General features: G+C 68.0%; 23 protein-coding genes and 1 tRNA gene. 10 read left to right on the forward strand and 14 right to left on the reverse strand.

The window, feature by feature from the left end; all coding sequences use genetic code 11:
* Positions 1-6 precede the first annotated feature (6 nt).
* Positions 7-1,017 (reverse strand): LacI family DNA-binding transcriptional regulator, encoded by a 1,011-nt coding sequence (locus OG474_RS16475; RefSeq protein ID WP_405063169.1) that lies wholly within the window; start codon positions 1,015-1,017, stop codon positions 7-9.
* 129 nt (positions 1,018-1,146) lie between these two features.
* On the opposite strand from OG474_RS16475, the gene OG474_RS16480 reads away from it, so the two are divergent.
* From OG474_RS16480 to OG474_RS16500, 5 genes are all read left to right on the forward strand, one after another.
* Positions 1,147-2,640, forward strand: coding sequence for an alpha-N-arabinofuranosidase (locus OG474_RS16480; protein WP_405063170.1), 1,494 nt, complete (start codon positions 1,147-1,149; stop codon positions 2,638-2,640).
* Positions 2,641-2,661: 21 nt separating this feature from the next.
* On the forward strand, positions 2,662-4,890 hold the full coding sequence (locus OG474_RS16485; RefSeq protein WP_405063171.1) for a family 43 glycosylhydrolase: 2,229 nt from the start codon (positions 2,662-2,664) through the stop codon (positions 4,888-4,890).
* A 1-nt stretch (position 4,891) separates the two neighbouring features.
* Positions 4,892-5,731 (forward strand): glycoside hydrolase family 43 protein, encoded by an 840-nt coding sequence (locus tag OG474_RS16490; protein WP_405063172.1) that lies wholly within the window; start codon positions 4,892-4,894, stop codon positions 5,729-5,731.
* Between the two features lie 81 nt (positions 5,732-5,812).
* A complete protein-coding gene (locus OG474_RS16495) occupies positions 5,813-6,217 on the forward strand; it encodes a hypothetical protein (RefSeq protein ID WP_405063173.1) in 405 nt (134 codons plus the stop codon).
* Positions 6,214-6,588, forward strand: coding sequence for a helix-turn-helix domain-containing protein (locus OG474_RS16500; protein WP_405063174.1), 375 nt, complete (start codon positions 6,214-6,216; stop codon positions 6,586-6,588). The genes OG474_RS16495 and OG474_RS16500 overlap by 4 nt, the downstream gene beginning before the upstream one ends.
* A gap of 48 nt (positions 6,589-6,636) precedes the next feature.
* Here the strand turns inward: OG474_RS16500 and OG474_RS16505 are convergent, their stop codons facing one another.
* Entirely contained in the window at positions 6,637-8,007 is a 1,371-nt protein-coding gene (locus OG474_RS16505; protein ID WP_405063175.1) for a PLP-dependent aminotransferase family protein, read from the reverse strand.
* Positions 8,008-8,076: 69 nt separating this feature from the next.
* On the opposite strand from OG474_RS16505, the gene OG474_RS16510 reads away from it, so the two are divergent.
* Positions 8,077-8,757 (forward strand): pyridoxamine 5'-phosphate oxidase family protein, encoded by a 681-nt coding sequence (locus tag OG474_RS16510; RefSeq protein ID WP_405063176.1) that lies wholly within the window; start codon positions 8,077-8,079, stop codon positions 8,755-8,757.
* Here OG474_RS16510 and OG474_RS16515 read toward each other — a convergent pair.
* From OG474_RS16515 to OG474_RS16530, 4 genes are all read right to left on the reverse strand, one after another.
* Positions 8,754-9,542 carry an ABC transporter permease gene (locus OG474_RS16515; RefSeq protein ID WP_405063177.1) on the reverse strand — a complete coding sequence of 263 codons (789 nt, stop codon included), beginning with the start codon at positions 9,540-9,542 and terminating at the stop codon, positions 8,754-8,756. The genes OG474_RS16510 and OG474_RS16515 overlap by 4 nt on opposite strands.
* Positions 9,542-10,480 carry an ATP-binding cassette domain-containing protein gene (locus OG474_RS16520; RefSeq protein WP_405063178.1) on the reverse strand — a complete coding sequence of 313 codons (939 nt, stop codon included), beginning with the start codon at positions 10,478-10,480 and terminating at the stop codon, positions 9,542-9,544. Before OG474_RS16520 ends, OG474_RS16515 begins: the two co-directional genes overlap by 1 nt.
* 145 nt (positions 10,481-10,625) lie before the next feature.
* A complete protein-coding gene (locus OG474_RS16525; protein ID WP_405063179.1) occupies positions 10,626-11,150 on the reverse strand; it encodes an EXLDI protein in 525 nt (174 codons plus the stop codon).
* A 460-nt stretch (positions 11,151-11,610) separates the two neighbouring features.
* Positions 11,611-11,871, reverse strand: a complete 261-nt coding sequence (locus tag OG474_RS16530; RefSeq protein ID WP_405063180.1) for a cell division protein CrgA — start codon at positions 11,869-11,871, stop codon at positions 11,611-11,613.
* 276 nt (positions 11,872-12,147) lie between these two features.
* Here OG474_RS16530 and OG474_RS16535 point away from each other — a divergent pair, with 276 nt between their 5' ends.
* Together OG474_RS16535 and OG474_RS16540 are read left to right on the forward strand one after the other, a co-directional pair.
* A complete protein-coding gene (locus tag OG474_RS16535; RefSeq protein WP_405063181.1) occupies positions 12,148-12,921 on the forward strand; it encodes a DUF881 domain-containing protein in 774 nt (257 codons plus the stop codon).
* 27 nt (positions 12,922-12,948) lie between these two features.
* Positions 12,949-13,566 carry an aminodeoxychorismate/anthranilate synthase component II gene (locus OG474_RS16540; protein WP_405063182.1) on the forward strand — a complete coding sequence of 206 codons (618 nt, stop codon included), beginning with the start codon at positions 12,949-12,951 and terminating at the stop codon, positions 13,564-13,566.
* Positions 13,567-13,623: 57 nt separating this feature from the next.
* On the opposite strand, the gene pknB is transcribed toward OG474_RS16540, so the two are convergent.
* The 6 genes from pknB to OG474_RS16570 all read right to left on the reverse strand — a co-directional run bounded on the left by pknB (position 13,624) and on the right by OG474_RS16570 (position 21,123).
* Positions 13,624-15,465 (reverse strand): Stk1 family PASTA domain-containing Ser/Thr kinase, encoded by a 1,842-nt coding sequence (gene pknB, locus OG474_RS16545; protein WP_405063183.1) that lies wholly within the window; start codon positions 15,463-15,465, stop codon positions 13,624-13,626.
* Positions 15,466-15,579: 114 nt separating this feature from the next.
* Entirely contained in the window at positions 15,580-17,034 is a 1,455-nt protein-coding gene (locus tag OG474_RS16550; protein WP_405063184.1) for a peptidoglycan D,D-transpeptidase FtsI family protein, read from the reverse strand.
* The gene (locus tag OG474_RS16555) at positions 17,031-18,416 is read right to left on the reverse strand and encodes an FtsW/RodA/SpoVE family cell cycle protein (RefSeq protein WP_405063185.1); all 1,386 of its coding nucleotides are present in this window, start codon (positions 18,414-18,416) and stop codon (positions 17,031-17,033) included. Before OG474_RS16555 ends, OG474_RS16550 begins: the two co-directional genes overlap by 4 nt.
* A complete protein-coding gene (locus OG474_RS16560) occupies positions 18,413-19,783 on the reverse strand; it encodes a protein phosphatase 2C domain-containing protein (RefSeq protein ID WP_405063186.1) in 1,371 nt (456 codons plus the stop codon). The genes OG474_RS16555 and OG474_RS16560 overlap by 4 nt, the downstream gene beginning before the upstream one ends.
* A 10-nt stretch (positions 19,784-19,793) precedes the next feature.
* The gene (locus OG474_RS16565) at positions 19,794-20,279 is read right to left on the reverse strand and encodes an FHA domain-containing protein (protein ID WP_405063187.1); all 486 of its coding nucleotides are present in this window, start codon (positions 20,277-20,279) and stop codon (positions 19,794-19,796) included.
* A gap of 10 nt (positions 20,280-20,289) precedes the next feature.
* A complete protein-coding gene (locus tag OG474_RS16570; protein WP_405063188.1) occupies positions 20,290-21,123 on the reverse strand; it encodes an FhaA domain-containing protein in 834 nt (277 codons plus the stop codon).
* A gap of 169 nt (positions 21,124-21,292) precedes the next feature.
* On the opposite strand from OG474_RS16570, the gene OG474_RS16575 reads away from it, so the two are divergent.
* A tRNA-Leu gene (locus OG474_RS16575) sits at positions 21,293-21,375 on the forward strand.
* 97 nt (positions 21,376-21,472) lie between these two features.
* On the opposite strand, the gene OG474_RS16580 is transcribed toward OG474_RS16575, so the two are convergent.
* Complete coding sequence (locus tag OG474_RS16580; RefSeq protein ID WP_405063189.1) at positions 21,473-22,303, reverse strand: carbon-nitrogen hydrolase family protein; 831 nt, start codon at positions 22,301-22,303, stop codon at positions 21,473-21,475.
* A gap of 205 nt (positions 22,304-22,508) precedes the next feature.
* On the opposite strand from OG474_RS16580, the gene OG474_RS16585 reads away from it, so the two are divergent.
* Positions 22,509-25,205, forward strand: a complete 2,697-nt coding sequence (locus OG474_RS16585; RefSeq protein WP_405063190.1) for a BTAD domain-containing putative transcriptional regulator — start codon at positions 22,509-22,511, stop codon at positions 25,203-25,205.
* Here the strand turns inward: OG474_RS16585 and OG474_RS16590 are convergent.
* The gene (locus OG474_RS16590; protein ID WP_405063191.1) at positions 25,202-25,333 is read right to left on the reverse strand and encodes a hypothetical protein; all 132 of its coding nucleotides are present in this window, start codon (positions 25,331-25,333) and stop codon (positions 25,202-25,204) included. The two genes, OG474_RS16585 and OG474_RS16590, sit on opposite strands and share 4 nt — an antisense overlap.
* Positions 25,334-25,503 lie beyond the last annotated feature (170 nt).

Below are 25,503 nucleotides of genomic sequence, written 5' to 3' on the forward strand. Positions count from 1 at the left end.
AGCCTTCTAGCCGGCGGTCGATTCGCGGATCTCCAACGTGTAAGGGACGGTGAGGTTGCGTCGCGCAGCCTCACCGCTCCCGCCGATCCGCTCGAGCAGCAGCGCGACCGTCTGGTCGGCCAGCCACTCCTTGTCCGGGGAGATCGTGGTCAGCGACGGCGAGTGGTAGCGACCGTCCTCGATGTCGTCGAAGCCCACGACGGCCACATCGTCCGGCACCGACAGACCCGCCTTGCTCAGCGTGCGCAGCGCGCCGAGCGCCAGCAGGTCGTTGAAGCAGAACACCGCGTCCGGAGGCTCGGGCAGCTCCAGCAGCGCGCGCATCGAGGCTGCGCCGTCCAGCCGGTGATAGCCAGTCCCGGCCAGCTCCAGCGCCGGGTCGTGCTCCAGCCCGGCCGCCTTCAGTGCCTTCCGATAGCCGCGCCGCCGGACCGCACCGGTCCCGGACGCACCGCCGCCGCCGACACCGATCGCCGCGATCCGCCGTCGGCCGAGCGAGATCAGGTGCGTGGTCGCGTCGTACGCCGCTTGGACCGAGTCGACTGCGACATGGTCGAAGGTCCCGCCGGTCGTCCGCTCGCCCAGCAGGATGAGCGGCTTGCCGCTGCCGACCGCCGTACTGATCCTGGCCGGGGAGCTGGTGATCGGCGAGAAGACGATGCCGTCGATCAGCTGACCGCGCATCCCGTCCAGGACCATCTGCTCGGCGGCCGGCTCACCCTCGGTCTGCTCGATCAGCACGGTGATCCCGCGCTTCTTGGCGGCCCGGGAGAACGCCGCGCCGAGCTCGGCGAAGTACGGCGAGGCCATCTCCGGGATCGCCAGCGCGATGAAGTCGGAGCGGCCCTTGCGCAGGGACCGCGCGCTCACGTTCGGCCGGTAGTCCAGGGCGGCGATCGCGGCCTCGACCTTGGCCCGGGTGTGCGCGGTGATGTGCGGGTAGTCGTTGATCACGTTCGACACCGTCTTCACCGACACCCCGGCCCGCGCCGCCACATCGCTCAACCTGGTCGCCATCCGAACCTCCTGTCACCGACCTGTCGCCCGAGTGTGCCACGCTCGCGGAGAGCGAACCCTTTACCTGCGATGTCAATCGTTGTAAGAATCCACGGTAAACGTTGTAATGGTCTCTTTACTGGAGGTTTCATGCCCCGGCTGGTGGTGGATCCGGCGTTCGTCGTCGGCGCGGTGGACCGGCGGTTGTTCGGATCGTTCGTCGAGCACATGGGCCGCTGCGTGTACACCGGGATCTACGAGCCCGGGCACCCGACAGCGGATCCGGACGGGTTCCGCGCCGACGTCCTCGAGCTGGTCCGCGAGCTCGGGGTGACCGCGGTCCGCTATCCCGGTGGCAATTTCGTCTCCAACTACGACTGGGAGGACGGCGTCGGTCCGAAGGATCAGCGGCCGCGCCGCCTCGACCTGGCCTGGCGGGCGATCGAGCCGAACCAGTTCGGCACCGACGAGTTCGTCGCGTGGGCAGGCAAGGCCGAGGTCGAACCTGTCTGGGCGGTCAACCTCGGCACCCGCGGGATCAAGGAAGCCGTCGACCTGCTCACCTACACGAACCTGCCGGCCGGGACCGAGCTCTCCGATCGCCGCGTCACGAACGGCCACGAAGCGCCGTACGGGATCAAGGTCTGGTGCCTGGGCAACGAGATGGACGGGCCTTGGCAGATCGGGCACAAGACCGCCGAGGAGTACGCGCGGCTGGCCGAGGAGACCGCGAACGCGATGCGCCGGGTGGACCCCGATCTCGAGCTGGTCGCCTGCGGATCGAGCAACTCCGGGATGCCGACGTTCGGCGAGTGGGAGCGGGTCGTCCTCGAGCGCACCTACGAGCTGGTCGACCACGTCAGCCTGCACGCGTACTACGAACCTCGCGACGGTGACCAGACGAGCTTCCTGGCCGCGGCCGAGGAGATGGACCGGATGATCACGTCGGTGATCGCGACCGCCGACCACGTCAAGGCGCTCAAGCGCAGCGACAAGGAGATCACGCTCTCCTTCGACGAGTGGAACGTCTGGCGCCAGCAGGACTTCCCCGGTGAGCTCGGTCTGGGCATCCGCGAGGTCGGCCCGCTGATCGAGGACACCTACACCGTCGACGACGCGGTCGTGGTCGGCAGCCTGCTGATCACGCTGCTGCGGCACGCGGACCGGGTGAAGATCGCTTGCCTCGCGCAACTGGTCAACGTGATCGCGCCGATCCGGACCGAGCCGGGCGGGCGGGCCTGGCGGCAGTCGATCTTCCACCCGTTCGCGCTGACCGCGAAGTACGCCGGACCTACCGTACTGCGGACCGCGATCAGCGACGGCCCGGAGATCGACACGAAGAAGTTCGGCCGGGTTCCCGCGCTGTGGAGCACGGCGACGTACGACGAGAAGACCGGTGAGATCGCGATCTTCGTGGTGAACCGGAGTGAGACCGACAAGCTCGACCTGGAGGTCCCGGTCGGTAGCGGCCTGCGCGTCGCTCAGCACCTGGCCCTGTACGACGACGACCGTACCGCCGTGAACACGGCCGACGATCCGGACCGGGTGGTACCCCGGGTGATCGAGGGGACCGAGATCGTCGACGGCGTCTGCACCGCCACGCTGCCACCGGCTTCGTGGCATCTGATCCAGCTCACCGTGTGATCCGAGAGGGGACCCCTGCCCGTGCCTCCCAAACGCTTCCTGGCGGCAGCACTTGCCGTCGCCGCTGTCGCTGTCGGTACGACGGCCGCTGACACAACTACCTTTGGCGCAGCTCCGGCGCCCACCACCACCAACGCGATCTCGTCGAGCTTCGCCGACACCTTCGCCGACCCGTCGATCATCCAGGGCCGTGACGGCTACTGGTACGCCTACGCCACCTCGGACCCGCTGGTCGGAGGAGGCCCGTTCGGGCTGATGCACATGGCCCGGACCAAGGACTTCAGCTCCTGGGAGTACCTGGGCACGGTCTTCAACGAGCAGACCAAGCCGAAGTGGGCCGCGCCGGGTTCGTTCTTCTGGGCGCCGGACATCCGGTACTTCGACGGTCAGTACGTCATGTACTTCACCGTGACCGACACTCTGGCCAACCCGGGCAGCGACTTCGCGATCGGAGCCGCGACCGCACCGACGCCGACCGGGCCGTGGACCGTCAGCGACGGACCGGTCGTGACACCGAAGACCGACGGGAACGGCGGCTGGTACAACACCATCGACCCGGCGCTGCTCACCGCGGCCGACGGCAAGCGGTACATGTACTACGGCGGTTTCTACGGCGGCATCTCGGTCACCGAGCTGAGCGCGGACGGCCTGCACGCGGTCGGCGAACCGACCCAGGTGACGATCGGCGACCGCTACGAAGGCTCGTACGTCGTCTACCGCGACGGCTACTACTACCTGATGGCGTCGTCGATGAACTGCTGCGCCGGCCCGACCACCGGCTACTCGGTCTTCGCCGGCCGCTCTCGCTCTCCAAAGGGCCCGTTCGTGGATGCTGACGGTGTCGCGATGACGGAGTCGCGCGTGGGCGGTACGACGGTCATCACGCAGAACGGCAACAAGTGGATCGGGCCCGGCCACCACGCGTTCATCACGGACGCGGCCGGTCAGGACCACATCGTCTACCACGCGATCGACCGCAACGCGGCCTGGCTGACCGACCCGTTCGGCATCAACCGGCGGCCGATGCTGATCGACCGCATCGACTGGATCGACGGCTGGCCGCGGACTCGTGCCGGAGCTGGTCCGTCCGAGGGTCCGGTTCCCGCGCCGGTGACTGGTTCTGCCCTTGGTATCAACGCGACTGACCCGGTTGGTGGTCTGGTCGGAGCTTCCAGGCGTCCTGGTGACGCTCTGGGCGGTCCGACTGCGGCGATCGCCGGGGTGGCGCAGACCCGCAAGCCCGCGCCGGCTGGTTCGCTCCGGGTCGAGGCTGATGTTCGGTTGGGGTCGTCGTTCACCACGGTGCTCGGTGGCCACCAGGTCGTGGCATCCGTTGGGAACGGCAAGGTGACGGTCGTGGCAGGGCGTCGTACGGCGTCTGCTGTGTTGCCGGCCGACTTCGACCGGTCGCAGTGGAACAAGCTGATCGTCCAGGTGTCGGGTTCCACGGTGAGCGCGCGAGTCAACGACGCCGGGCTGGGTGACGTGTACGCCGAGGCCCAGGTCGACGTACCGGGGTTGAAGCTGGCTGCGGCGCCGGTGCGGTGGCTCGGGTCTGCGGAGGTCGACAACCTGACGGTTCGGCCGGTGGCGCCGCCGGTACGACGGATGGCCGCCGTACCGAAGATTGGGAAGCTGCTCGCCGGCGACGACTTCTCGGGTGAGCTGGGTGCGGACTGGTCCTGGGTGCGGAAGGACGACAAGGCAGTAGTTGCTGAGGGCAAGTTGTCGTGGCCGCTGGAGAACGCGGACCTGACCGGCTCCAGCAACAATGCCGGGCTGTTGTTCCACCCGACGCCGGCCGGCGACAGTTGGATCGCCGAGACGAAGCTGCACCTCGACACGGGGTCGGGTGACATCCGCAACTACCAGCAGGCCGGAATGATCGCGTACCTGAACGACAGCGACTTCGCGCGGCTCGGGAACGTGTCGATCTGGAAGACGCGACAGATCGAGTACGGGCGTGAGTTGGTGGCGCGGGCGTCGGACGGGGCGACGAGTTATGGTGCGGCCGCGGTTGGGCGGTCGGCGCCGACGCAGTGGATGCGGCTGGCGTACCACAAGAACGCGGCCGGCGAGCATGTCTACCAGGCGGCGACGAGTGTGGACGGGAAGAACTGGACCTGGGGTGCGTCGTGGGTGCTGTCCGCTCCGGCGAAGCTCGGACTCTTCGCGCACGGTGAGTTCACCGGTGCGAACCCAGCTCCGGTCGCGACGTTCGACTACCTGCGGTTCTACGAGAGCAAGTGACATGGAGGTCTACGGCGAAAACTTCGCCGACCCGTTCGTGCTGGCCGTCGGCGAACTGTTCTACGCCTTCGCGACGAACGGGCCGCTCGGCAACGTGCAAACCCTCAGGTCCACCGACCTGCGGACCTGGGAGCCCGTCGGCGATGCGCTCCCCACGTTGCCGGCGTGGACCGTCCCCGGCCGCGTCTGGGCCCCGGAGGTAGTTGCCCACGGCCCCGATCGCTACCTCATGTACTACACGTCGGCCGACCCGGCGACCGGCCACCAAGCGGTCGGCGTCGCCGTCGCCACGGAGCCCAAAGGTCCCTATGTCGACAAATCCCTAAATCCCCTGATCAGCCAGGCGGACGAAGGTGGCTCGATCGACGCCTCGCCCTTCCGCAATTGGCTCTACTGGAAGAATGACGGCAACGCGATCGGCGTGGACACCTGGATCTACGCCCGGCAACTGTCCGCCGACGGCCGCACCCTCGTCGGCCCGTCCCACCGCCTCATCAAGCAGGACCTGGAGTGGGAAGGCGCGTTGGTCGAGGCGCCGTACGTCGTCGAACGCAACGGCCGCTTCCACCTCTTCTACTCAGCCAACGCCTTCGACCGAGCCGACTACGCAGTAGGCCACGCCGTCGGCCCTTCCCCCACCGGCCCGTTCACCAAATCCGGCGACCCGATCGTCTCCGGCCCAGGCGGCCCCGGCCACAACATGGTGCTGTCCACCGGCGGCCGCGACTGGTTCTTCTACCACGCCTGGGATCCGAATCAGGTCGGCACCGATCCCCGCGGCCGCACCATGCATCTCGCCGAACTCACCTGGTCGGGGGACCGGCCCACAGTGCGCGAGTAACAATTCGGGGAATCCCTGGTTGTCCACAGGCGGTTCAGATATGATTTGAGAGGCATATGGTATCTCTGTCATAGTGCGCCGGTGCAGATCGATTGGCCAGCCGCCTTTGACATGTGGCTCGATGACCTCGAAGCTCGGGCGGAGAAGGGGGAGGAACGTGCGAAACAGACGCTCCACCTGGTCTCCCTGGAACTCAAGTACCTCGAGAGCCTCAAAGAAGTACCCACTCCTGATACTGAGACAGCGATACTTCGCTGGGTTCGGCAATCCAGGCGCTATCCGCTCTGGCGAGTCTCCCATCCGTATCGTGCGAGCATCGCCATTCGGCTTATCTGCTGGTTTCCCCCGGGTTCGGACACCGTGGTGGTTGCGTTGTTCGCAGGTGACAAGGCCCGGATCGGCGATGTGTTCTACAACTCGGTCGGCTCACGGGCTGATGGGCTCATTGACCAGTGGAAACGAGAGAAGATGAGGGGACAGGGATGACCGACAATGAGACTGCCCCAGCTGGCTTTGTGCGTGGCAATGAGCGCCTGAACAGGCTGCTCGCCGATCCGGAGATCGCGGCAAGCGTCGCCGAGCTCGAGGTCGAGGCGCGTGAGATGGATCGGGTGTATGCGGAGAATCTGGCGATGATCCGGCGGGCCGGCGACCTTACGCAGGTTCAGATCGCGCAGAAGCTCGGGGTGGGCCAGGCGGTGGTCTCGCGGCTTGAACGTCACCACGACATGCTGCTGTCGACCTTGGCGGACTATCTACACGCGACCGGGGCCGAGCAGCCCCGGATCGTGGTTCTCCTCAACGGGATGCAGGTTGAGCTCGACCTCGACCAGTTCCGGCGAGCCCGCTCTGCGTAGGTAGCCTGAGGGTGTCAGCCGTCCGGATCAGGCCGCAGGTCCTTCGAGTCAGATGGAAGTGTCGAGGACTTTGGTGAGGACTGCTAGGGCTCGATGGAGGTCCTCGGCAGTCGGAGTGGCGTAGCCGATGACGAGGCCGGGCGGTCCGGGGACGGATCGGCGGAAGTCGGTGAGCGGCGCGACGGCTACGCCGGCCTCGTGGGCCAGGGCGGAGATGCGGCGGTCGTCGACGTGGTCGGGGAGGAGCAGGGTGATGTGCAGGCCGGCGTCCTGGCCAATCACTCGGCCGTAGGGCGCTAGGGCTGCGCAGGCGTGGATACGGCGATCGGCGTACCGGCGGCGGTGTTTGCGGACGGCGTGGTCGAGGTATCCGTCGCGGAGCATCGCGAGCAGAGCGGCCTGCATCGGCCAGCCGGGCCAGTCACCGGAGTTGGCGCGGAAGGTCGCTAGCTGGTCGACGGTGCCCTCGGATGCGACCAGCCAGCCGAGGCGGAGTGCCGGGCTGAGCGTCTTGGACAGCGTGCCGAGGTGAACGACACGGTCCAGATCCAGTTGCGCGAGAGCCGGCAGCGGTGCGACGTCGAAGCGGAACTCGCTGTCGTAGTCGTCCTCGATCAGCATCGCGCCGGTACGGCGGGCCCACCGGATCAGCTCGTTGCGTCGGGCAACTGGTAGCCGGCCGCCGAGCGGGTACTGATGCGACGGCGTCACGTAGACGGCGTGCAGGTCCTCGGTCAGCGCGGACACCTGGAGACCGTCCCGGTCGACCGGGACGTCGAGGATCTCGAGCCGGTGGTCCTGCGCGGCGACGACCGCGTTCGGGTACCCGGGGTCCTCGATCGCGATCCGGTCCCCCAGCTGCCGGGTCACCCCGAGCAGCAGCCGCAACCCATGCACGGTGCCGTTGGTGACCAGGATGTTCTCCGGCCCGCAGGCGATCCCGCGAACCCGGCCGACATGCTCAGCCAGGGCGACGCGAAGTGCGGGCAGGCCGGCGGCATCGTCGTACCCGCCAGGTGGTGACTGGGCGGACACCTCACGCCACGCGCGGCGCCAGCCGGGGTCGGGTGTCGGGTCGATGTACGGGATGCCGGGGCGCAGCGTCAGCAGTTCACGAGCAGGCTCCGGGCGGGACGTCGTACGGCGAGGTTGGGCCGGGCGTAGTGGCGTGACATCGGTGACGAACGTGCCGGCGCCGGTGCGACCCTCGAGCCAGCCTTCGGCATGCAATTGGTCGTAGGCCGACTGCGCCACCGCTCTGGACACTCCGAGCTGCTTGGCCAGCGCACGGGTCGACGGCAACCGGTGCCCGGCCTGGAGCCGGCCGTCCAGTACCGCCGCCCGGAACTGCTCAGCCAGCTGCAGATGCAACGCTGGTCCAGCAGTGCGGTCGATGACGAGCGGGAGCGAACTCTCCACGAATGGACTACCTGATTCGTACGGGAATGGACCGTGTCAGCATGCCACTCCCGGCCTGACGCTGGACACATGGCCACTACTCCGCTGCAGCCGACCGCCCGGACCGCACTGCGCCGGGAGAAGCACCGGGCCGCCACTGAGCGGGCCGCCCTGTACGACGTACTGATCGACGGCATGTTCTGTCACCTCGGAGTGGTGGTCGACGGCGCACCGCTCGTCCTGCCGACCGCGTACGGCGTGGACCTCGACCGTGGACCGGACGGGACGCTGTACCTGCATGGCTCGGTCGCTGCGCGCAGTGTGGTTGCCGCACCGGTCCAGACGGTCTGTGTCACCGTCACGCACGCGGACGGTCTCGTCCTCGCGCGCTCGGCCTTCCATCACTCGGTCAACTACCGCTCGGCCGTCATCTTCGGCGTACCGCGCCTCATCACGGACCCGGACGAGAAGCTGCACGCCCTGAACCGGATCGTCGACCACCTCGTCCCCGGCCGCTCGTCCGGCACCCGCGCCCCGAACCGCAAGGAGCTGGCCAAGACCTCGGTCCTGGCACTCTCCCTCACCGAAGCGTCCGTGAAGACCCGCTCCGGCGAGGCGAACGATGAACCAGACGACGTGGACCTGCCGCACTGGACCGGCGTGGTCCCGCTGCGGGTAGTCGCCGACGAGCCGATCACGAACTCGGACTGCGACCTGCTGGTGCCCGCGCACGTTCGTACCCGGGCCAACCAGCTCGGCGCACCGTCCTAAGCCGCAGTGCCCTTGTTGTAGCTCTTCTGCGCCCAGAAGTAGCCGACGACGGTGATCGCGACACACCAGGCGATCGCCAGCCAGCCCGAGCCGTCGGAGGCCGGCGTACCGAGGAGCAGGTGCCGGAGCGTGTCGATGATCGGGGTGAACGGCTGGTACTCGGCGAACCAGCGGATGCCGCTCGGCATCGCGTCCAGCGGCAGGAAGGTGTTGCTGAGGAACGGCAGCACGAAGCTGATCGGCAGCACGATGTTGCTCGCACCCTCCGCGGTCTTGCTGATCAGGCCGAGCGCGATCGCGAACCAGGTGAGCGCGATGGTCACGATGATCAGCAGCCCGGCCGCGAGCAGCCAGTCCACGATCGAGGCGTTCGGCCGGAAGCCGATCAGGACCGCGAAACCGACCACGAGGGTCAGACTCACGACGGTCAGGATCACGTTGCCGAGCACGTGCCCGGTCAGGACGGACGGCCGGTAGATCGCCATCGTCCGGAAGCGGGCCACGATCCCGTCGGTCATGTCCACGGCCGCACCGATCGCGGGCGACATCGTTCCGGAGGCGATCGACATCAGCAGCAGACCCGGCGTCAGGAAGTCCAGGTAGTCGAAGCCGCCTCCGTTGATGCCGGCCGAGAAGGTGTCGCCGAAGACGAGACCGAACAGCAGCAGCATGATGATCGGCATTCCGATCGCGCCGGCGGCGAGGGACGGATAGCGCATCGAGTGCCGCAGGTTGCGGCGCAACATGGTGGCGGTGTCGGCCACGGCGTATGACGTGGTGCTCATCAGCTCGCAACTTTCTGGTCGGTGTGGCCGGTGACGGCGAAGAAGACATCGTCGAGGTCGGGGGTGTGGACGGTGAGTTCGCTGACCTCGAGCGAGGCGTTCTCGATCTGGGCCAGCAGGTCGCGCAGGGCGTGCACACTGCCGTCGTTCGGAACCTGCAGCGTCAACGCCTCGAGGTCAGGCAGCGCGGTCGGGAGTGCCTGGCCGGCGAGCGTGAACTCGTCCGGTGAGTTGAACCGGAGCTGGACATGCCCGCCGGGCACGAGCCGCTTCAGCTCCTCCGGCGTCCCCTGCGCGACCAGTCGGCCGTGATCCAGTACGGCGATCCGATCGGCCAGTTGATCGGCCTCTTCGAGGTACTGGGTGGTGAGGAGGACCGTGACGCCACCGGCGACGAGATCCCGGATCATCGTCCACATGCTGTGCCGGCTGCGCGGGTCGAGACCCGTCGTCGGCTCGTCGAGGAAGATGATCCGCGGGCTGCCGACCAGCGTCATCGCGAGGTCGAGCCGGCGCTTCATGCCGCCTGAGTAGGTCATGGCCAGCTTCGCGCCCGCCTCGACGAGGTCGAACTGCTCCAGCAGCTGGTCGGCCCGCTCGCGGCCGGCGCGGCGTCCGAGGTGGTACAGGTCGGCCATCATGATCAGGTTCTCCCGGCCGGTGAGCAGACCGTCGACCGCGGAGAACTGCCCGGTGACCCCGATCGCGGCGCGGACGGCGTCCGGATCGGCGGCCAGGTCGTGCCCGGCGACCCGGATCTGTCCGGCGTCCGCGGTGATCAGCGTGGACAGGATCTGTACGGCGGTGGTCTTACCGGCCCCGTTCGGCCCGAGCAGGGCGAAAATGGTGCCTTGGGCAACGGTTAGGTCGATACCGTCGAGGACGAGTTTGTCGCCGTACGACTTGTGCAGCCCGAGGGCTTCGATCGCTGCTGACATGACGGGTTCCTGTTTCCGGGCAGGCTGCCGCCGCCCTGGGGTGTGGTGTGGGTGAAATGGAGGGGAAAGAGGGTGTGCGGGACCGACCGGCCTACCTGACAGACACAGCCTGATCGGCGCCGGGTGTTTCAGTCGGAGGGTGGGACTAGATGTCGAGGTCCTCCACCGCGGGCTGCTCGGCGGCCATCTCGATCAGCTCGTAGAGGTCTTCGGGGACCAGCGCCCGCAGCTCCTCGACGGTGTCGACGACATCGAGGGTGGCTTCGCCCTGCGCCATGCTCCAGGACTGGTCGGCGCTCCAGTTGCCGACCCAGGACCGCCAGCCGGTCAGGTACTTCTCGTCGTCGGCGCCCTGGGTGTACAGCCCGCTGCGGTCGGCGTGGAGCACGAACTTGCCGGACCGGCTGCGGTAGACCTTGAAGGCCTCGTAGCCGGAGTTGCTGGACCGCCCGCCCTCGGCGAGCAGCACCCCGGAGAACCGTTGTTTGCGTCCGGATCCGCGCCCGACCCGGACGGTGATCTCGTCGTACCCCGCGAGCCGGCCTTCCTCCAGCTCGACGTACTTGCGTAAGGCGACCGAGATCGCCGAGGACAGGTTGCCGGCCAGCTCCTGGGCCCGCTGGTACAGCGGCAGGTCGTTGTCCGACACGTAGATCGTCTTGTTGGGCATAGCGTCCTCTCTCCTCCTACGTAGAACTATACGTACAAGCCGGGTACGCGTCTACTTATATCTCTACGTACATATGGAGCTGTGCATGATCAGCAGGTGAACGATGTGGAAACCAGCTTGTTGAAACCAGAGTTATCCACAGATTTCGACCACTTTTCGGTGGAAACAGTGGATAACCCAACCCTCACCTGGGGATAAGTCGCCCGAAACGGTGTGCACAGCTGGGGAAAGTGGTGTGGATAACTTCAGCTGGCGGCCAATGGCAGCACCAGGAGCGACCAGGCGGCCCGGCAGAAGAGGCTCAAGTCCTGGACGTGTCCGGACGTGGTCCGGTACGACGCGCGCGCCGCGGCCGCGGTCACGACGGAGCGGGCGAAGTGCCCGAGAGCGCGAACCTCGGCTCGGCGCGCCCGATCGCCGGCTGAGGTCCGCAGGTCAGAAGCAGGTCAGGAGGTGCTGGTCAGACCCACTGCGTGGAGACGACGAAGCCCAGGGCGATCAGGCCCATGCCGACCAGCAGGTTCCAGTTGCCGAGGTCCTTCATCACCGGGATGTCCTGGCCGGCCACGTAGAAGACGACCAGCCAGGCGAGCCCGAGCAGCCAGGAGGCCAGCATCAGCGGAGCCACCCAGACGCGGCTCTGCGTACGCGGCGCCTTCGGCGTCTTCTCGGTCTTGACCTTCTCGGTCTTCTTCTTGTTACGACTGCTCGACTCGGGCACGGCTGAACTCCTTGTAAGGACGCATAAGCTGACTTAGGTGCCTCGGAGCGGCGTATCTTGACGCTACCGGCGCCCAGGCACGCACCTCGCGGCACTTGCCCAGCGCCCATGATGCTCCGCATCGAGGCCACTGACCAAGCACCCCGATGCACGCACCTGGACACCGCTATCGTTCAAGCTACGCCGCCCCGAGGCACCTCTTGAGGGCCAGGAGGCAGGACCTGTCGGGTCCGGTCCCGGGTTAGCGTAGTGCAGAGAGCGATCTGGAGGTGACTGGTGCGTAGGTTGAAGCGGATTTCACTGTGGCGGGCAGGGGTGCCGTTGGCGCTGTTGTGCGCCGGTCTGCTGTTCGCGACGAGCGCTACCAGCGCCCGCGGCACCGATCTGCGCCCCAGCCGGAACACGACGCTGGCCGGGCTGGTGGAGGAGCAGAGCCGCCGTAGCGCCGCCCTGGTCCGCCAGCACGCGACGCTCACCCAGGACATCGAGCGGCTCCAGACACAGCAGGGGTCGATCGATCCGAAGGTCGCCCAGCGGCTGAAGAACCTGTCCGAGGCCGTCGGCATCACGCCGGTGACCGGTCCGGGGCTGACCGTGACGCTCAAGGACGCGCCGAAGGAAGTGGTCCGGGACAACCCGGATGTGGACGCCGACTGGCTCGTCATCCACCAGCAGGACATCCAGGCCGTCGTGAACGCGCTCTGGGCCGGTGGCGCGGAGGCGCTCTCGATCCAGGACCACCGGGTCATCTCGACCACCGGGATCAAGTGCGTCGGCAACTCGGTCGTCCTGCACGGCGTTCCGTACCTGCCGCCGTACAAGATCACCGCGATCGGGGATCGGCGGAAGCTGCAGAAGGCGCTGGACGACTCGAAGTACATCGAGAACCTGCAGGACTACGTGGTGAAGTTCCAGCTCGGGTACGACGTGAAGACCGAGTCGTCGATCGCGATGCCGGCCTACGAGGGCACGCTGGACCTGCAGAGCGCGGCCGTGCCGGGCTTCGAGCAGACGCCGACGGTCAGCCCGACGGCCACCGGCGGGCGCTGAGCAGTTCCGCCTGTCAGAATGGCTCCCATGCCCCGCATCCTCGTCGTCGACAACTACGACTCGTTCGTCTACAACCTGGTGCAGTACCTGCAGCAGTTGCAGGCCGAGACCACCGTCCTGCGCAACGACGAGGTCACTCCGGACCAGGTCACGGCGTACGACGGAGTCCTGCTCTCCCCCGGCCCCGGGACCCCGGAAGAGGCCGGTGCCTGCGTGGACATCGTCCGGGAGGCGGGTGGCGAGGTGCCGATCTTCGGCGTCTGCCTCGGCCTGCAGGCGATCGGCGTCGCGTACGGCGGGGTCGTCGGCCGTGCGGACGAGCTGCTGCACGGCAAGACCAGCCAGGTGTTCCACGAGGGCGCCGGTGTCCTCAGCGGCCTGCCGTCGCCGTTCACCGCGACCCGCTATCACTCGCTGGCCATCGAGGAGGGCACCGTCCCCGACGAGCTGCAGGTGACCGCCCGCACCGCCGCCGGGGTCATCATGGCCGTCCGGCACCGCGACCTGCCGGTCGAGGGCGTCCAGTTCCACCCCGAATCGGTCCTGACCGAGGGCGGCCACCGCATGCTCGCCAACTGGCTCGAGATGTGCGGCGACCCCGAAGCCGTCGAACGCTCCGCCGGCATGGCCCCGCTCGTCAGCTAGCCCCGAACAGACCGAAGCCCCCGCCGTGGCGGGGGCTTCGTCATGTGATCTGGCGGATCAGCCGCCGATGATCGGGGTGTTCGTCGGGTTGGAGGGGTCGCCGGACGGGTCACCTGAAGGGTCGCCGCTCGGGTCGCCTTCCGGCAGCCGGTTGATGGTGATCGTGATCGTGCTGCCCTTCGGCGCGGTCTTGCCGCCTTCCACGCTCTGCGCGAGCACGGTGCCGTCCACCGCGTTCGGGTCCTCGCCGTACTTCTGGCCGACGACGAAACCGCGGGCCTTCAGCTGGGCGATGGCGTCATCGGCCGGGACCGTGAGCAGGTTCGGCACCTCGACGTTGACCTTGCCGCTCGACACGGTCAGCGTGAAGGTCGTCCCGGAGGCGTGCTTCTGATCCGGGTCCGGGCTGACCGACAGCACAGTGCCGGCCTCCTTGTCGGAGTCCTTCTCGACGTTCTTGCTCGCGACCTTGAAATCACCCGGCGCGCTCTCGATCTTGGACCGGGCCTGGTCCTCGGGCAGACCGGTCACCTTCGGCACCGCGAAGGCCTGCTGGCCGGTAGAGAAGACCACCGTGACGGTCGAGCCCTCCTCGGCCTCCGTGCCGGCTGTCGGCGTGGAAGAGATGGCCTTGCCCTTGTCGACGGTCTGGCTCGGCACCGAGTCGCCCTGGGCGAACACCAGCTTGACCTTCAGCAGCTCCGCGGTCGCCTGCGAGGTGGTCATCCCGCTGACATCCGGTACGGCGACCTTGCTCGCCACCGGGGTGGACGAGCTACCGCCGCCGGGGTTGTCGTTCTTCTTGCCCTGGCTGTTGATCAGCGCGTAGCCGCCGATGGCGATCGCGACGATCGCCAGACCGAGCAGGAAGTAGGCCAGCCCGCGGTTGCGGCGGGCCCGGGCGTCCTCGACCTCGTCGTCGCGCCCGCCACCAGGCGGGAGCAGGTCGTCGCCGGTCTGCCGGAACGCCTGCGTCGCGGCCGGTGCGACCGCGGTCGGGGCCATCGAACGGGTCTCGGCGACCGCTGCCATCGGCGCGGTCACCTGCTGACCGGCGAGCACCCGGTGCAGGTCCTGACGCATCTCGTTCGCGCTCTGGTAGCGCTCGTCGCGGTTCTTCACCAGCGCCTTGAGGACGACGGCGTCGACCTCCGGCGGGATGTCCGGGTCGAACGACGACGGCGGCAGCGGCTGCTCCCGGACGTGCTGGTAGGCGACCGACACCGGCGACTCACCGACGAACGGCGGCCGGCCGACGAGCAGTTCGTACAGCAGGCAGCCGGTCGAGTACAGGTCGGAGCGGGCGTCCACGGTCTCGCCGCGGGCCTGCTCGGGCGACAGGTACTGCGCCGTACCGATCACGGCCGCGGTCTGGGTCATGTCCGAGGTGGTGTCGGCGACCGCGCGAGCGATACCGAAGTCCATCACCTTGACCTGGCCCTGCGGGGTCAGCATCACGTTGCCGGGCTTGATGTCGCGGTGCACGATGCCGGCCCGGTGGCTGTAGTCCAGCGCCTCGAGCACACCGGAGGTGATCTCCAGGGCGCGCTCGGGCATGATCTTGCGGCCCTCGCGGATCAGGTCCCGCAGCGTCTTGCCGGTGACGAGTTCCATCACGATGTACGGGATGGTGATGCCGGAGCCGTTCGGGTCCGGCTCCTCGCCGGTGTCGTAGACCGAGACGATGGTCGGGTGGTTCAGCGAGGCGGCCGACTGGGCCTCCCGCCGGAATCGCGCCTGGAAGGTCGAGTCACTGGCCAGGTCGACGCGCAGTCGCTTGATCGCGACCGCCCGGCCGAGCCGGTTGTCGATCCCTCGGCGAACTTCGGCCATGCCGCCGCGGCCGAGCGGTTCGCCTTCTTCGTACCGGCCGCCGACGAGACGTGCCTGCGATGTCATGACCTCAGCCTTCCAACCTGTCCGGAAACATACTCAATTTGCCCACGGTAGCGGCCGCCACCAGTGGATCCCCGTTGGAAAGACGCTCTGTGAGCGCATCATTCCGTATGGTGCTCATCGGCCGAGCACCGCCTCCATCACGGCTTTGGAGATCGGCGCGGCCAGCGCGCCACCGGCGATGTCGTTCCGCGCGACGTCGGCCGACTCGATCATCACCGCGACCGCGATCTGCGGGTCGTTGGCCGGCGCGAACGCCGTGAACCATGCGAACGGCGGACGCTCGGGCGAGGTCTGCGCCGTACCGGTCTTGCCGGCCACCTCGATGCCGTCGATCTGGCCCTTCTTGCCGGTGCCGTTCTTCACGACGTCGACCATCATGCCGGTCAGCTGCGCGGCCACCTCGGGGGTGATCGCCTGGTGCAGCGACTCCGGCTTGGTCTCGGAGACCGTCTTCAGGTTCGCGGTCTTCACGTTCTGGACCAGGTAGGGCTTCATCACCTCGCCCTTGTTCGCGATCCCGGCGGCCACCATCGCCATCTGCAGCGGGGTCGCCCGGACGTCGAACTGGCCGATCGCGGACTGCGCGGTCTGCGGCTGGTTCGGGTCGCCGGGGAACGCGCTGGCCACGCCGGACAGCTCCGGCAGCTGGCGCTCACCGAAGCCGAACTTGTTCGCCTGCTCGCGCAGCGCGTCCGCGCCGAGCTCCATGCCGACACTGCCGAACGCGGTGTTGCAGGAGTAGCGCAGCGCGATCGTCAGCGTCGCGTTGTCGCTGCCACCGCAGTTCTTCCGGTCCTCGTTGACCAGCGGGGTGGTGGTCAACGGCAGGGACAGCTCGGCGGGCGACTGCACCTTGGTCTCCGGCGTGTACTTCCCGCTGGAGAGCGCGGCCGCGGCGGTGACGAGCTTGAACGTCGAACCGGGCGGGTAGGTCTCGCGGACGGCCCGGTTCGTCATCGGCTTGGCCGGATCCTTCTGCAGCGCGTTCCAGGTGTCCGAGACCTTGCCCAGGTCGTGCCCGGCGAGCTTGTTCGGGTCGTACGACGGGTTGGTCGCCAGGGCCAGGATCTTGCCGGTCTTCGGCTCGATCGCGACCACCGCACCGGTCTTGCCCGCCAGTCCCTTGTACGCCGCCAGCTGAGCGGCCGCGTTCAGCGTCAGGGTGACACTCGCGCCCTGCTGCGGACGGTTGCTGATCACGTCGATGATCCGGCGGAACGCCAGCGACGGATCGGAACCGTTCAGTTCGGAGTTCTGGTTCAGCTCGATCCCGGCCCGGCCGAACACATAGGAGTAGTAGCCGGTGATCGGCGCGTAGACCGGCCCGTTGGCATAGCTTCGCTGGTACTTGAACCGGTCGTCGGACGGCTTGCTCTCCGCGATCGGCGCGTTGTTGCCGATCAGGATCGCGCCGCGGTCGACCGAGAACTGCGAGTCCCGGACCCGCCGGTTGTCGTTGCGGCCGTTGAGTTCGTTGGAGCGGAAGGCCTGCAGGTACGTCGAGTTCGCCATCAGGGCGAGCATCAGCACCATCGCCGCCACTGCCAGTCGTCGGATTGCCGAGTTCACTGCTTCTGCACCGCCATCGCGATCGTTTCGTCGGACACTGGGGCGGCTGGGGTCTGGGGGCGGCGGGCCTGGTCACTGATCCGCAGCAGGAGCGCGATGATCGCCCAGTTCGCGACCAGCGACGTACCGCCGAGGGCCATGAACGGGGTGGCCAGTCCGGTCAGCGGGATCAGGCCGGTGACACCGCCGACGATCACGAAGACCTGCAGCGAGAACGACATCGCCAGACCGGTCGCGATCAGCTTGCCGAAGATGTCCCGGCAGGCGAGCGCCGTCCGCAGACCGCGCTCGATGATGAGCGTGTAGACCAGCAGGATCGCGATCAGGCCGGTCAGCCCGAGCTCCTCGGCGAACGAGGAGATGATCATGTCGCTGTTCGCGTACAGGGTCAGGTGCGGCTGGCCCTGGCCGAGGCCGCGCCCGAGGATGCCGCCCCAGGCCTGGCCCATCAGGCCGCCGGCGATCTGGCCGCCGTCGATCGAGAACGGGTCCAGCCAGTCGACGATCCGCTTGTGGACGTGTCCGAAGGTCTGGTACGCGAAGAACGCGCCGGCGACGAACATCAGGCCACCGATGATCAGCCAGCCGGCCCGCTCGGTCGCGACGTACAGCAGGAACAGGAACAGGCCGAAGAACAGCAGCGAGGAGCCGAGGTCGCTCTCGAAGACCAGGACGCCCAAGCTGACCAGCCAGGCGACCAGGATCGGGCCGAGGTCGCGGGCCCGCGGCAGGTCCAGACCGAGGAACCGGCGGCCGGCCAGGGTCAGTACGTCGCGCTTCACGACCAGGTAACCGGCGAAGAAGATGACCAGGCAGACCTTGGCGAACTCACCGGGCTGGAACGACATCCCGGCCACCCGCACCCAGATCGAGGCGCCGTTGATGTTCACGCCGAGGCCCGGGACGAGCGGCAGGATCAGCAGCACGAGGCCGACCAGGCCGAGCGTGTAGGTGAACGCCTGCAGCCGCCGGTGGTCGCGGATGACGATGATGACGGCGAGGAACAGCACCACGCCGACCGCGGTCCAGGTGATCTGCTGCGGTGCGAACGGGACGCCCTTGGTCCGGTTGATCGAGGTCAGTCCGAGGTCGATGCGGTGGATCATCGCGACGCCGAGACCGTTCAGCAGCACGGCGCACGGGAGGATGACCGGATCCGCGTACGGCGCCCGGAAGCGCAGCGCGAGATGGGCGATCAGCGCGAGCAGGCCGATGCCGGCGGCGTACAGGCCGGTGCTGGCCGGGACGCCGTCCTGCGCGGTGATGCCGATGTTCACGTAGGCGCCGACGGAGATGCCGACCGCGATCACGAGCAGGAACAGCTCCACCCCACGCCGGGTGCGCGGGATCATCTGGATGACTGACGTGGAAGCGATGCTCATTTGACGCCGTCACAGTCGTCCGGGTTGGCTTCGCCGCCCGGGGAGCTCGGCGTACCGGACGGGGACAGCGTCGGGGCACTGGTCGGGGCGCTGGTCGCCGGCTTGGACGGCGTGGTGCTCGGCTTCGTCGTCGGCTTCACCTTCTTGGCGCACTCGTCGGCGGTCCGCTGCAGCTCGCTGACGATCGTGCGGGCGCCGGCCAGGTCGTCGGCCTCGATGTTGTTCTCCACTTGCTGGCGGTTGTACGTCGGAAGTTTGTCGACCTGCAACTGCGCCTGCTTCTCGTACACCTTCGTCAGGCTGATGCCGGGGATGGCCGCGTCCACGCCTTGGTAGATGGCCACGTAGTCACCGTCGGTGCCGACGTAGTACTGGTCCTGGGTCCAGCGGTAGCCGAGCCAGCCGGCGCCGCCGATCAGGGCGAGGACGATCACCACGGCCGCGATCCGGCGGGCCCACGGGAAGCGCTTCGGCGGCCGGGGTGCGTAGCGCAGCTCCTCGGGGTCGAGCGAGCCGCCGCGACCGCCGCTGCCACCACTGTTGCTGCCACCGGGGACCAGCGTGGTCGCCTCGCCACGGCCCGTGCCGCCCTGGGCGAGCTCGGCCGCGGCGCCGACCAGCTGTGGGGTGCTCCCACTGGCCGGTGCGGTCTCGACCACGTCGGCCACGACGCAGGTGATGTTGTCGTTCGAACCGGCCTCGAGAGCGTGCGTGATCAGCTCGACCACGACGGAGTCCGGCGTACCGTCGGCCATCGAGGCGGCGATCACCTCGGCCGCCACGTAGTCCGGCAGGCCGTCGCTGCACAGCATCAGGCGGTCGCCCGCCTGGACGTCGAGGATCTGCAGGTCCGGATCGGAGTCCGGGCGGCCGTCCAGCACGCGCAGGATCAGGTTGCGGTGCGGGTGCGTGAAGGCCTCCTCCTGGGAGATCCGGCCCTCGTCGACCAGCGACTGCACGAAGGTGTGGTCGTGGCTCAGCTGGTAGAGCAGGCCGTCCCGCATCCGGTACGCACGGGAGTCACCGAGGTGGGCCAGGCCGAGTTGCTGACCGTCGAACATCAGCGCGGTCACGGTCGAGCCCATGCCCTCGCGCTCGGGGTCCTCCTCGACAAGCTCGGACAGCCGCTCGTTGGCCCGGTGCACGGCGCCGGCCAGCGCCTCGATCATGTCCTCGCCGCCGATGGTGGCGGTGTCGAGCCGCCGGATCACCTGGACCGCCGCCGCGCTGGCCACCTCACCGGCCGCCGCGCCACCCATTCCGTCGGCGAGCAGCAGCAGGTGCGGACCGGCGTACGCCGAGTCCTCGTTGTTGCGGCGCACCCGTCCGACATCGGACAGTGCGGCGTAATCGAGCGACAGGGTCATCGAGGCAGGCCTACTTCGCGATGTTCAGCGTCGTCCGGCCGATCCGGATCGAGCCACCGATCTCGGCCGGCACCGGGCGGGTCACCCGCTGGCCGTCCAGGTACGTCCCGTTGGTCGAGCCGAGGTCCTCGACCCACCACTGACCCTCGGACAGGAACAGTCGCGAGTGCCGGGTGGAGGAGTAGTCGTCGTCGAGCCGGATCTGGCAGTCCGAGCCACGGCCGATCACGACGGGCTCCTCGACCAGGGTCGCGCCGACCCCGGCCTGCGGACCGTCAGCGATCGTCACCGAGCCGGGCAGACCCTTGCGCTTCTTCACCGGCTTGGCCGGCTTCGGGGTCCGGGCCGTTGCCGACGGTACGGCGGCCGCCGCGGCCTTGCTGTCGATCTTCGCCCCGAACAGGTCGGAGCGGATCACGGACAGCACGGCCAGGACGAACATCCACAGCAGGGCCAGGAACCCCAGTTTGATCAGGGTCAGCGTCAGTTCCGACATGGTGGTGCGGTCACCACCCGCTGCTCGGCTGCTGAGGCATCGGCTCGTCCGCCAGCCGCAGCGTCATCGTGGTGTTGCCGATCCGCACCGTCGAGCCGTCGACCAGCTCCTGCTCGGTGGCGCGCCGGCCGTTGACCAGCGTGCCGTTGGTCGACCCCAGGTCGACCAGCACCACCCGGATCCCGCCGTTGCCCTCGGGCATCAACCGGATCTCCGCGTGCCGCCGGGACACCCCGGGGTCGTTGATCTGGATGTCGGCGTCGGTCCCCCGGCCGAGCACGACGCCCGGTGGGTTGACCGGGCGGCGACGCCCGTTGACCTCGAGCATCACCTGCGGGTGGCCGCTCCGCGACTGCTGCGGTGCGGGGGGTGGGGTGACCGGGGCGCTGTGCAGCACCGTCTGGCCGTCGTTCGGCGGCACGTAGGGCTCCTGCTGGTAGGGCTGCTCGTGGGACGGGCTCCGCCGTTGCGGCGTCCCGACGGTCGCACTGACCACCCGGAACTTACCGGTAGGGAGGTCGTCCTGCTGGGTCAGCTCGATCTCGATCGGCCCGGAGAACGTGTACCGCTGGATGTCGGCATGGTCCCGCAGCTCGTTGGACAGCTCGTGGTTGAGGGTCCGGCCGTACGCGTTCAGGCGCTCGAAATCGCCCGGGCCCAGTTCGATGGTGAAGTGATTCGGCACCAGCCGCCGGTCCCGGGACAGGATCCGGGCGGTGTTGTCGATCTCACGCTTGAGCGCCGCCGCCAGCTCGATCGGCTCGACGTCGCCCTTGAATGCGCGCGCGAAGACACCGCTCACGATGCCCTCCAGACGACGCTCGAAGCGCTGCAGCGGTCGCACGCCTCCTCCTCCACGGTCGGTCCACGGTCCGTATCCACCGGTCGTGGCGGACACACCGGGTACGACGATCGATCGTAACGGGAGGTTCGACGGAACCCGCAATGTGAAGCACTCGACATACCCGTGCTAATGTTCCTTTTCGTCGCCGGGACATCGTCCGAGCGGCAGCGCGCGAGTGGCGGAATGGCAGACGCGCACGGTTCAGGTCCGTGTGCCCGAAAGGGCGTGGGGGTTCAACTCCCCCCTCGCGCACAGCGAATGCCAGTGGGAAAGACAGCAGGAGTCCCGGTCGAGAGACCGGGATTTTTTGTTTCTCCGGGAGTGTCCTGCCTCACAAGCCGGGGCGCTCTCAGAGCGCTGTGCGGTTGGTGGAGCGGGGGTCGGTGACGGCTCGGCTGCGGTAGATGTCGCCTTTGGTGGCGGTGGCGCGCCAGGGGCGGGCGTGTTTGAGGGGGCCGGCGACGGTGGGGTCGTCGCGGTCGACGGTGGCGAAGGCGAGCTCGGAGGTGCCGACGACCTGGGTCGTGTAGTGGCCGGCCGGGTTGATCAGGCCCGACGGCATCAGGTCGACGGTCTGGCCGGGGAGCGACATCGCGATCCAGTAGCAGTTGATGGCGGCGTGCGCGCGGGCCTTGAGCTCGAAGACGACGTCGACCGGGTAGGCCGAGAGCAGCAGGCACTCGACGCCGAGTCGCTCGTACTGGCTGAAGAGTTGCGGGAAGTTGATCTCGACGCAGATCAGCGCGCCGAAGCGGTAGCCGTCGACGTCGAAGACGACCGGCTCGAAACCCGGTGTGTAGAAGTGGGTGAGCTCGGTGTGCGAGCAGATCCGCTTGTCGTAGCGGTCGACCAGGGCGCCGGTGTCGGAGATCACGTACAGGCTGTTGTGCGGGCGGTGCGGCGGCGTCAGCGGATGGGCCGAGCCGAGCACGACCCAGATCTCCAGCTCGGCGGCCAGCGCCATGATCTGCTCGAGCTCGGAGCGGACGAGGTCCCAGTCGACCTGGGACCAGTCGCCGATCTGCTCCTTGGCGTAACCGGTCAGCAGGCCTTCGGGAAACTGCACCAGCCGGGCCCGTCCCTCAGCTGCCTTCCGCATCAGTGAACGGACCTTCTTCCCGTTCACCGCCGCGTCCGCGGTGATGGTCGGCTGTGCGATGGCCATGCGAATCCCCGTCATCGCCCTACCGTCTCAGCCCGCGCCGACAGAAGTGGGGACCGGCGCGGGAAAACCGTTGTCTACAACAACTAGTCAGGAACCTTGGTAGGCGGAATCTCTACGGGACATGTGCTCTCCTTCGTTGTTTCCGTACCATCGCGCAGGAGGTTTGACCCCAACCTTGGGCCAGCCTTGAATCCGCAGGTCAGCGCGCTGGGAGGCTGTGATGGAGAGCTCGGGGCGGTGGGGCGGGGAAGGTATCCAGTACGGCGTTCTGGGCGAGGTGGTGCCGACCGGGCTGGGGCATCTGCGGCAGCGCTCGGTGCTTGCTGTGCTGCTGTTGGAGACCGGTCGTCCGGTGACCGCTGACCAGCTGGTCGAGTGGGTCTGGGGCGACAGCGCACCGCAGCGCGCACGCGAGACCTTGTACGCCTACCTGTCCCGGCTGCGCGCCGTACTCGATGCACAGCTGGTCAGGCAGTCCGGTGGCTATGTCCTGCAGGTAGAGCCCGAGCGGGTGGACGCACATCGCTTCCGGCGCCTTGTCGTGGCGGCGCGTGCGGAGCAGTCGGCAGCTCTGTTCGAGGAGGCGCTTCAGCTGTGGCGTGGTGAAGCTCTGACGGGCCTCGACACCCCCTGGTTCGTCGAGCAGCGGGAACGCTTGCAGGCCGAGCGGTTCGCTGCCGAGCTCGATCTGACCGAGCTCCAACTACAGCAAGGCGAGTACGGCGACCTGCTGCCGGTACTGCGGAGTCGTAGCCAGGCGGGTCCGCTCGACGAACGCGTAGCCGGGCACCTGATGCTGGCCTTGCACCGGTCTGACCGGGGGACGGAAGCACTGCAGGAGTACGACCGGCTTCGCCGTGCACTCGTGGACGAGCTGGCGATCGAACCGTCCGCCCGGCTCCAGCAGTTGCAGCAGGAGATCCTCGGCACGACCCACGCCGACCGCGCGGTCCCGCAACAGCTTCCTGCTGCACCGGCTGCTTTCGTGGGGCGCGATCCGGCCCTCAAGCAACTGACCACCGCACTGGCCGGTGACCATCAGCAGGCGACGATCGCGGTGTCGGCGGTTGGGGGCGCGGGTGGCATCGGCAAGACCTCACTCGTTCTGCACTGGGCGCATCGCAATCTGGCGCGCTTCCCGGACGGCCAGCTCTTCATCGACCTGCGAGGTTTCGACCCGGTCGAGCCGCCGCTGTCGGTAGACGCGGCCATGAGCGGACTACTGCAGGCACTGGGTGCGGACCGGATCCCAGCTGACCCACAGGCGCGGGCAGGTCTGTACCGGACCATGCTGGCGGGCAAGCGGATGTTGCTGGTGCTGGACAACGCCAAAGAGAGCGCCCAGGTGCCAGCACTGTTGCCAGGGGCGGCGGGGTGCACGGTGATCGTGACCAGTCGGAATCGACTCGGCGGATTGCTCACCCGGCACGGCGCCGTACCGGTGGATCTCGACGTACTCGATCCAGCCGACGCACGAGAACTCCTGCTGCGACAGGTCGGTGCTGCCCGGGCGAGTGCGGAGTCGGCCGCGTTCGACGAGGTGCTGACGCACTGCGCCGGTCTGCCGCTCGCACTGGCGATCGTGGCGGCCCGGGTCGTCAGCCGGCCGGACTTCCCGCTGTCAGCCTTCGCGGAAGAACTGCGCGACACGGCGGCACGGCTGGATGCATTCGAGGGCGGTGAGCTCGACGCGGGACTGCGGAGCGTCTTCGACTGTTCGTACCGAGCGCTCGACCCAGATGCGGCCACCCTGCTCGCCTTGCTGGCCCGGACACCCGGACAAGACATCAGTACGGCGTCAGTGGCCGCACTGGTCGACGGGAATCCGCGCCGCAGCCTGCGCGTGCTGGAGAGCGTGCATCTGATCCGCCAGCACGCACCTGGACGCTACGCCCTGCACGACCTGATCCGCCTCTACGCCCGGGAGCAGAAGGTCGATGCAGACCAGGCGCTGTGGCGGCTGGCCGACCACTACCGCCGCGGCGTTCTCGAGGCAGCCCGGGTGGCCTCCCCGGACCGCCCACCGGTGAACGGCGACCAGATGGCTTCGCTGGGTCTGAAGGATCGTGCTGAAGCGAGTGCATGGATTGATGCCGAGTCCGACAACCTGATGGCGACACAGCGGCTGGCCGTGGCGCGTGGCTGGTCCGACATCGTCTGGCACATTCCCTACGGACTCGCACCGTTCCATACCTGGCAAGGACAGGACTCCCTCAATGCGGAGCTCTGGACAATCGCGCTGACCGTCGTGCCGGCCCTTGAGGAGCCTGCCGACCAGGCGATGGTTCACCGCTACTACGGCCGGAGTCGAGGGATGCTAGGTCAACGGGACGAGACCGTGGCGCATCTGGAGCAGGCGCTGACCTACGCCGTCCGCAGCGGCCAGGTCACTGTGCGAGCGGCCTGTCTGCAGACGCTGGCCGAGGCACATTGCTTCATGGAGGACTTCGAGGCCGCATTGCCCTACGGCTTGGCACAGCTCGAGCTGTACAAGACGCTGGGCAAGCAGAGCTGGCTCGCCGACTCCTACAACCTCGTCGGCTGGATCCAGGCGAAGCTCGGTCGGTACGACGAAGGGCGCGCGGCCTGCCTGGCGTCACTCGAGATCATCGAGCAGACCGGGGACCACGACAGCCGGGGTGACGTCCTCGACTCACTGGCGTTCATCGCCCTCGCAACCGAGAGCTTCGACGAGGCGCTGTCCGCCTTCGAGGACGCGCTGACGTCGTACCGGCGGATCGGGAACGTGCGCCAGATGGCTGAGACGCAAGACCACATCGGCGACGCCTACCGCACGCTGGGCGATGTGGCAGCGGCCCGCAACGCTTGGGAGCAGGCGTTGACGGGCTTCGCGGACCAGGGACGTGAGAGGCAGGCCGACAGGGTGCGGGCGAAGTTGAGCGCCCTCGACGGCTAGCCGCGGGGCCTGCGGTGGCGGGCGGAGTGCGGGGCCGGGCGGAGGTTGGGGGCGCCGAGGAGCATCCACAGGGCTAGCAGGGCCGCGCTGATGAGACCGGCGATGCCGGCGAGATCGGTCAGACTCATGAGTTTCTCTTTCCAACGGCGGGACGACTCGGGCGGCGGCGAGGTCCGCGAACAACTGACCGGAAGTGACGTGCACTCACCTCCGCTGTGATGGCATAGGAGTGCCGTGTCTGATCGGTGCCAGTAAGGATTTGATCAAAGGCGTGCGGAAAACGGTCGCCGTGAGCGCG

The sequence above is a fragment of the Kribbella sp. NBC_01505 genome, from assembly GCF_045040285.1.
In the GTDB taxonomy this organism is placed as follows: Bacteria; Actinomycetota; Actinomycetes; order Propionibacteriales; family Kribbellaceae; genus Kribbella.

What these genes read in the sequence shown, in the direction of transcription:
- OG474_RS16590 (WP_405063191.1), bottom strand. Translation starts at nt 25,333, where the DNA reads ATGAGTCTGACCGATCTCGCCGGCATCGCCGGTCTCATCAGCGCGGCC.
- OG474_RS16560 (WP_405063186.1), bottom strand. Translation starts at nt 19,783, where the DNA reads ATGACCCTGTCGCTCGATTACGCCGCACTGTCCGATGTCGGACGGGTG.
- OG474_RS16510 (WP_405063176.1), top strand. Translation starts at nt 8,077, where the DNA reads ATGGCCACTACTCCGCTGCAGCCGACCGCCCGGACCGCACTGCGCCGG.
- OG474_RS16515 (WP_405063177.1), bottom strand. Translation starts at nt 9,542, where the DNA reads ATGAGCACCACGTCATACGCCGTGGCCGACACCGCCACCATGTTGCGC.
- OG474_RS16490 (WP_405063172.1), top strand. Translation starts at nt 4,892, where the DNA reads ATGGAGGTCTACGGCGAAAACTTCGCCGACCCGTTCGTGCTGGCCGTC.
- OG474_RS16565 (WP_405063187.1), bottom strand. Translation starts at nt 20,279, where the DNA reads ATGTCGGAACTGACGCTGACCCTGATCAAACTGGGGTTCCTGGCCCTG.
- OG474_RS16580 (WP_405063189.1), bottom strand. Translation starts at nt 22,303, where the DNA reads ATGACGGGGATTCGCATGGCCATCGCACAGCCGACCATCACCGCGGAC.
- OG474_RS16520 (WP_405063178.1), bottom strand. Translation starts at nt 10,480, where the DNA reads ATGTCAGCAGCGATCGAAGCCCTCGGGCTGCACAAGTCGTACGGCGAC.
- OG474_RS16540 (WP_405063182.1), top strand. Translation starts at nt 12,949, where the DNA reads ATGCCCCGCATCCTCGTCGTCGACAACTACGACTCGTTCGTCTACAAC.
- pknB (WP_405063183.1), bottom strand. Translation starts at nt 15,465, where the DNA reads ATGACATCGCAGGCACGTCTCGTCGGCGGCCGGTACGAAGAAGGCGAA.
- OG474_RS16525 (WP_405063179.1), bottom strand. Translation starts at nt 11,150, where the DNA reads ATGCCCAACAAGACGATCTACGTGTCGGACAACGACCTGCCGCTGTAC.
- OG474_RS16555 (WP_405063185.1), bottom strand. Translation starts at nt 18,416, where the DNA reads ATGAGCATCGCTTCCACGTCAGTCATCCAGATGATCCCGCGCACCCGG.
- OG474_RS16475 (WP_405063169.1), bottom strand. Translation starts at nt 1,017, where the DNA reads ATGGCGACCAGGTTGAGCGATGTGGCGGCGCGGGCCGGGGTGTCGGTG.
- OG474_RS16480 (WP_405063170.1), top strand. Translation starts at nt 1,147, where the DNA reads ATGCCCCGGCTGGTGGTGGATCCGGCGTTCGTCGTCGGCGCGGTGGAC.
- OG474_RS16585 (WP_405063190.1), top strand. Translation starts at nt 22,509, where the DNA reads ATGGAGAGCTCGGGGCGGTGGGGCGGGGAAGGTATCCAGTACGGCGTT.
- OG474_RS16500 (WP_405063174.1), top strand. Translation starts at nt 6,214, where the DNA reads ATGACCGACAATGAGACTGCCCCAGCTGGCTTTGTGCGTGGCAATGAG.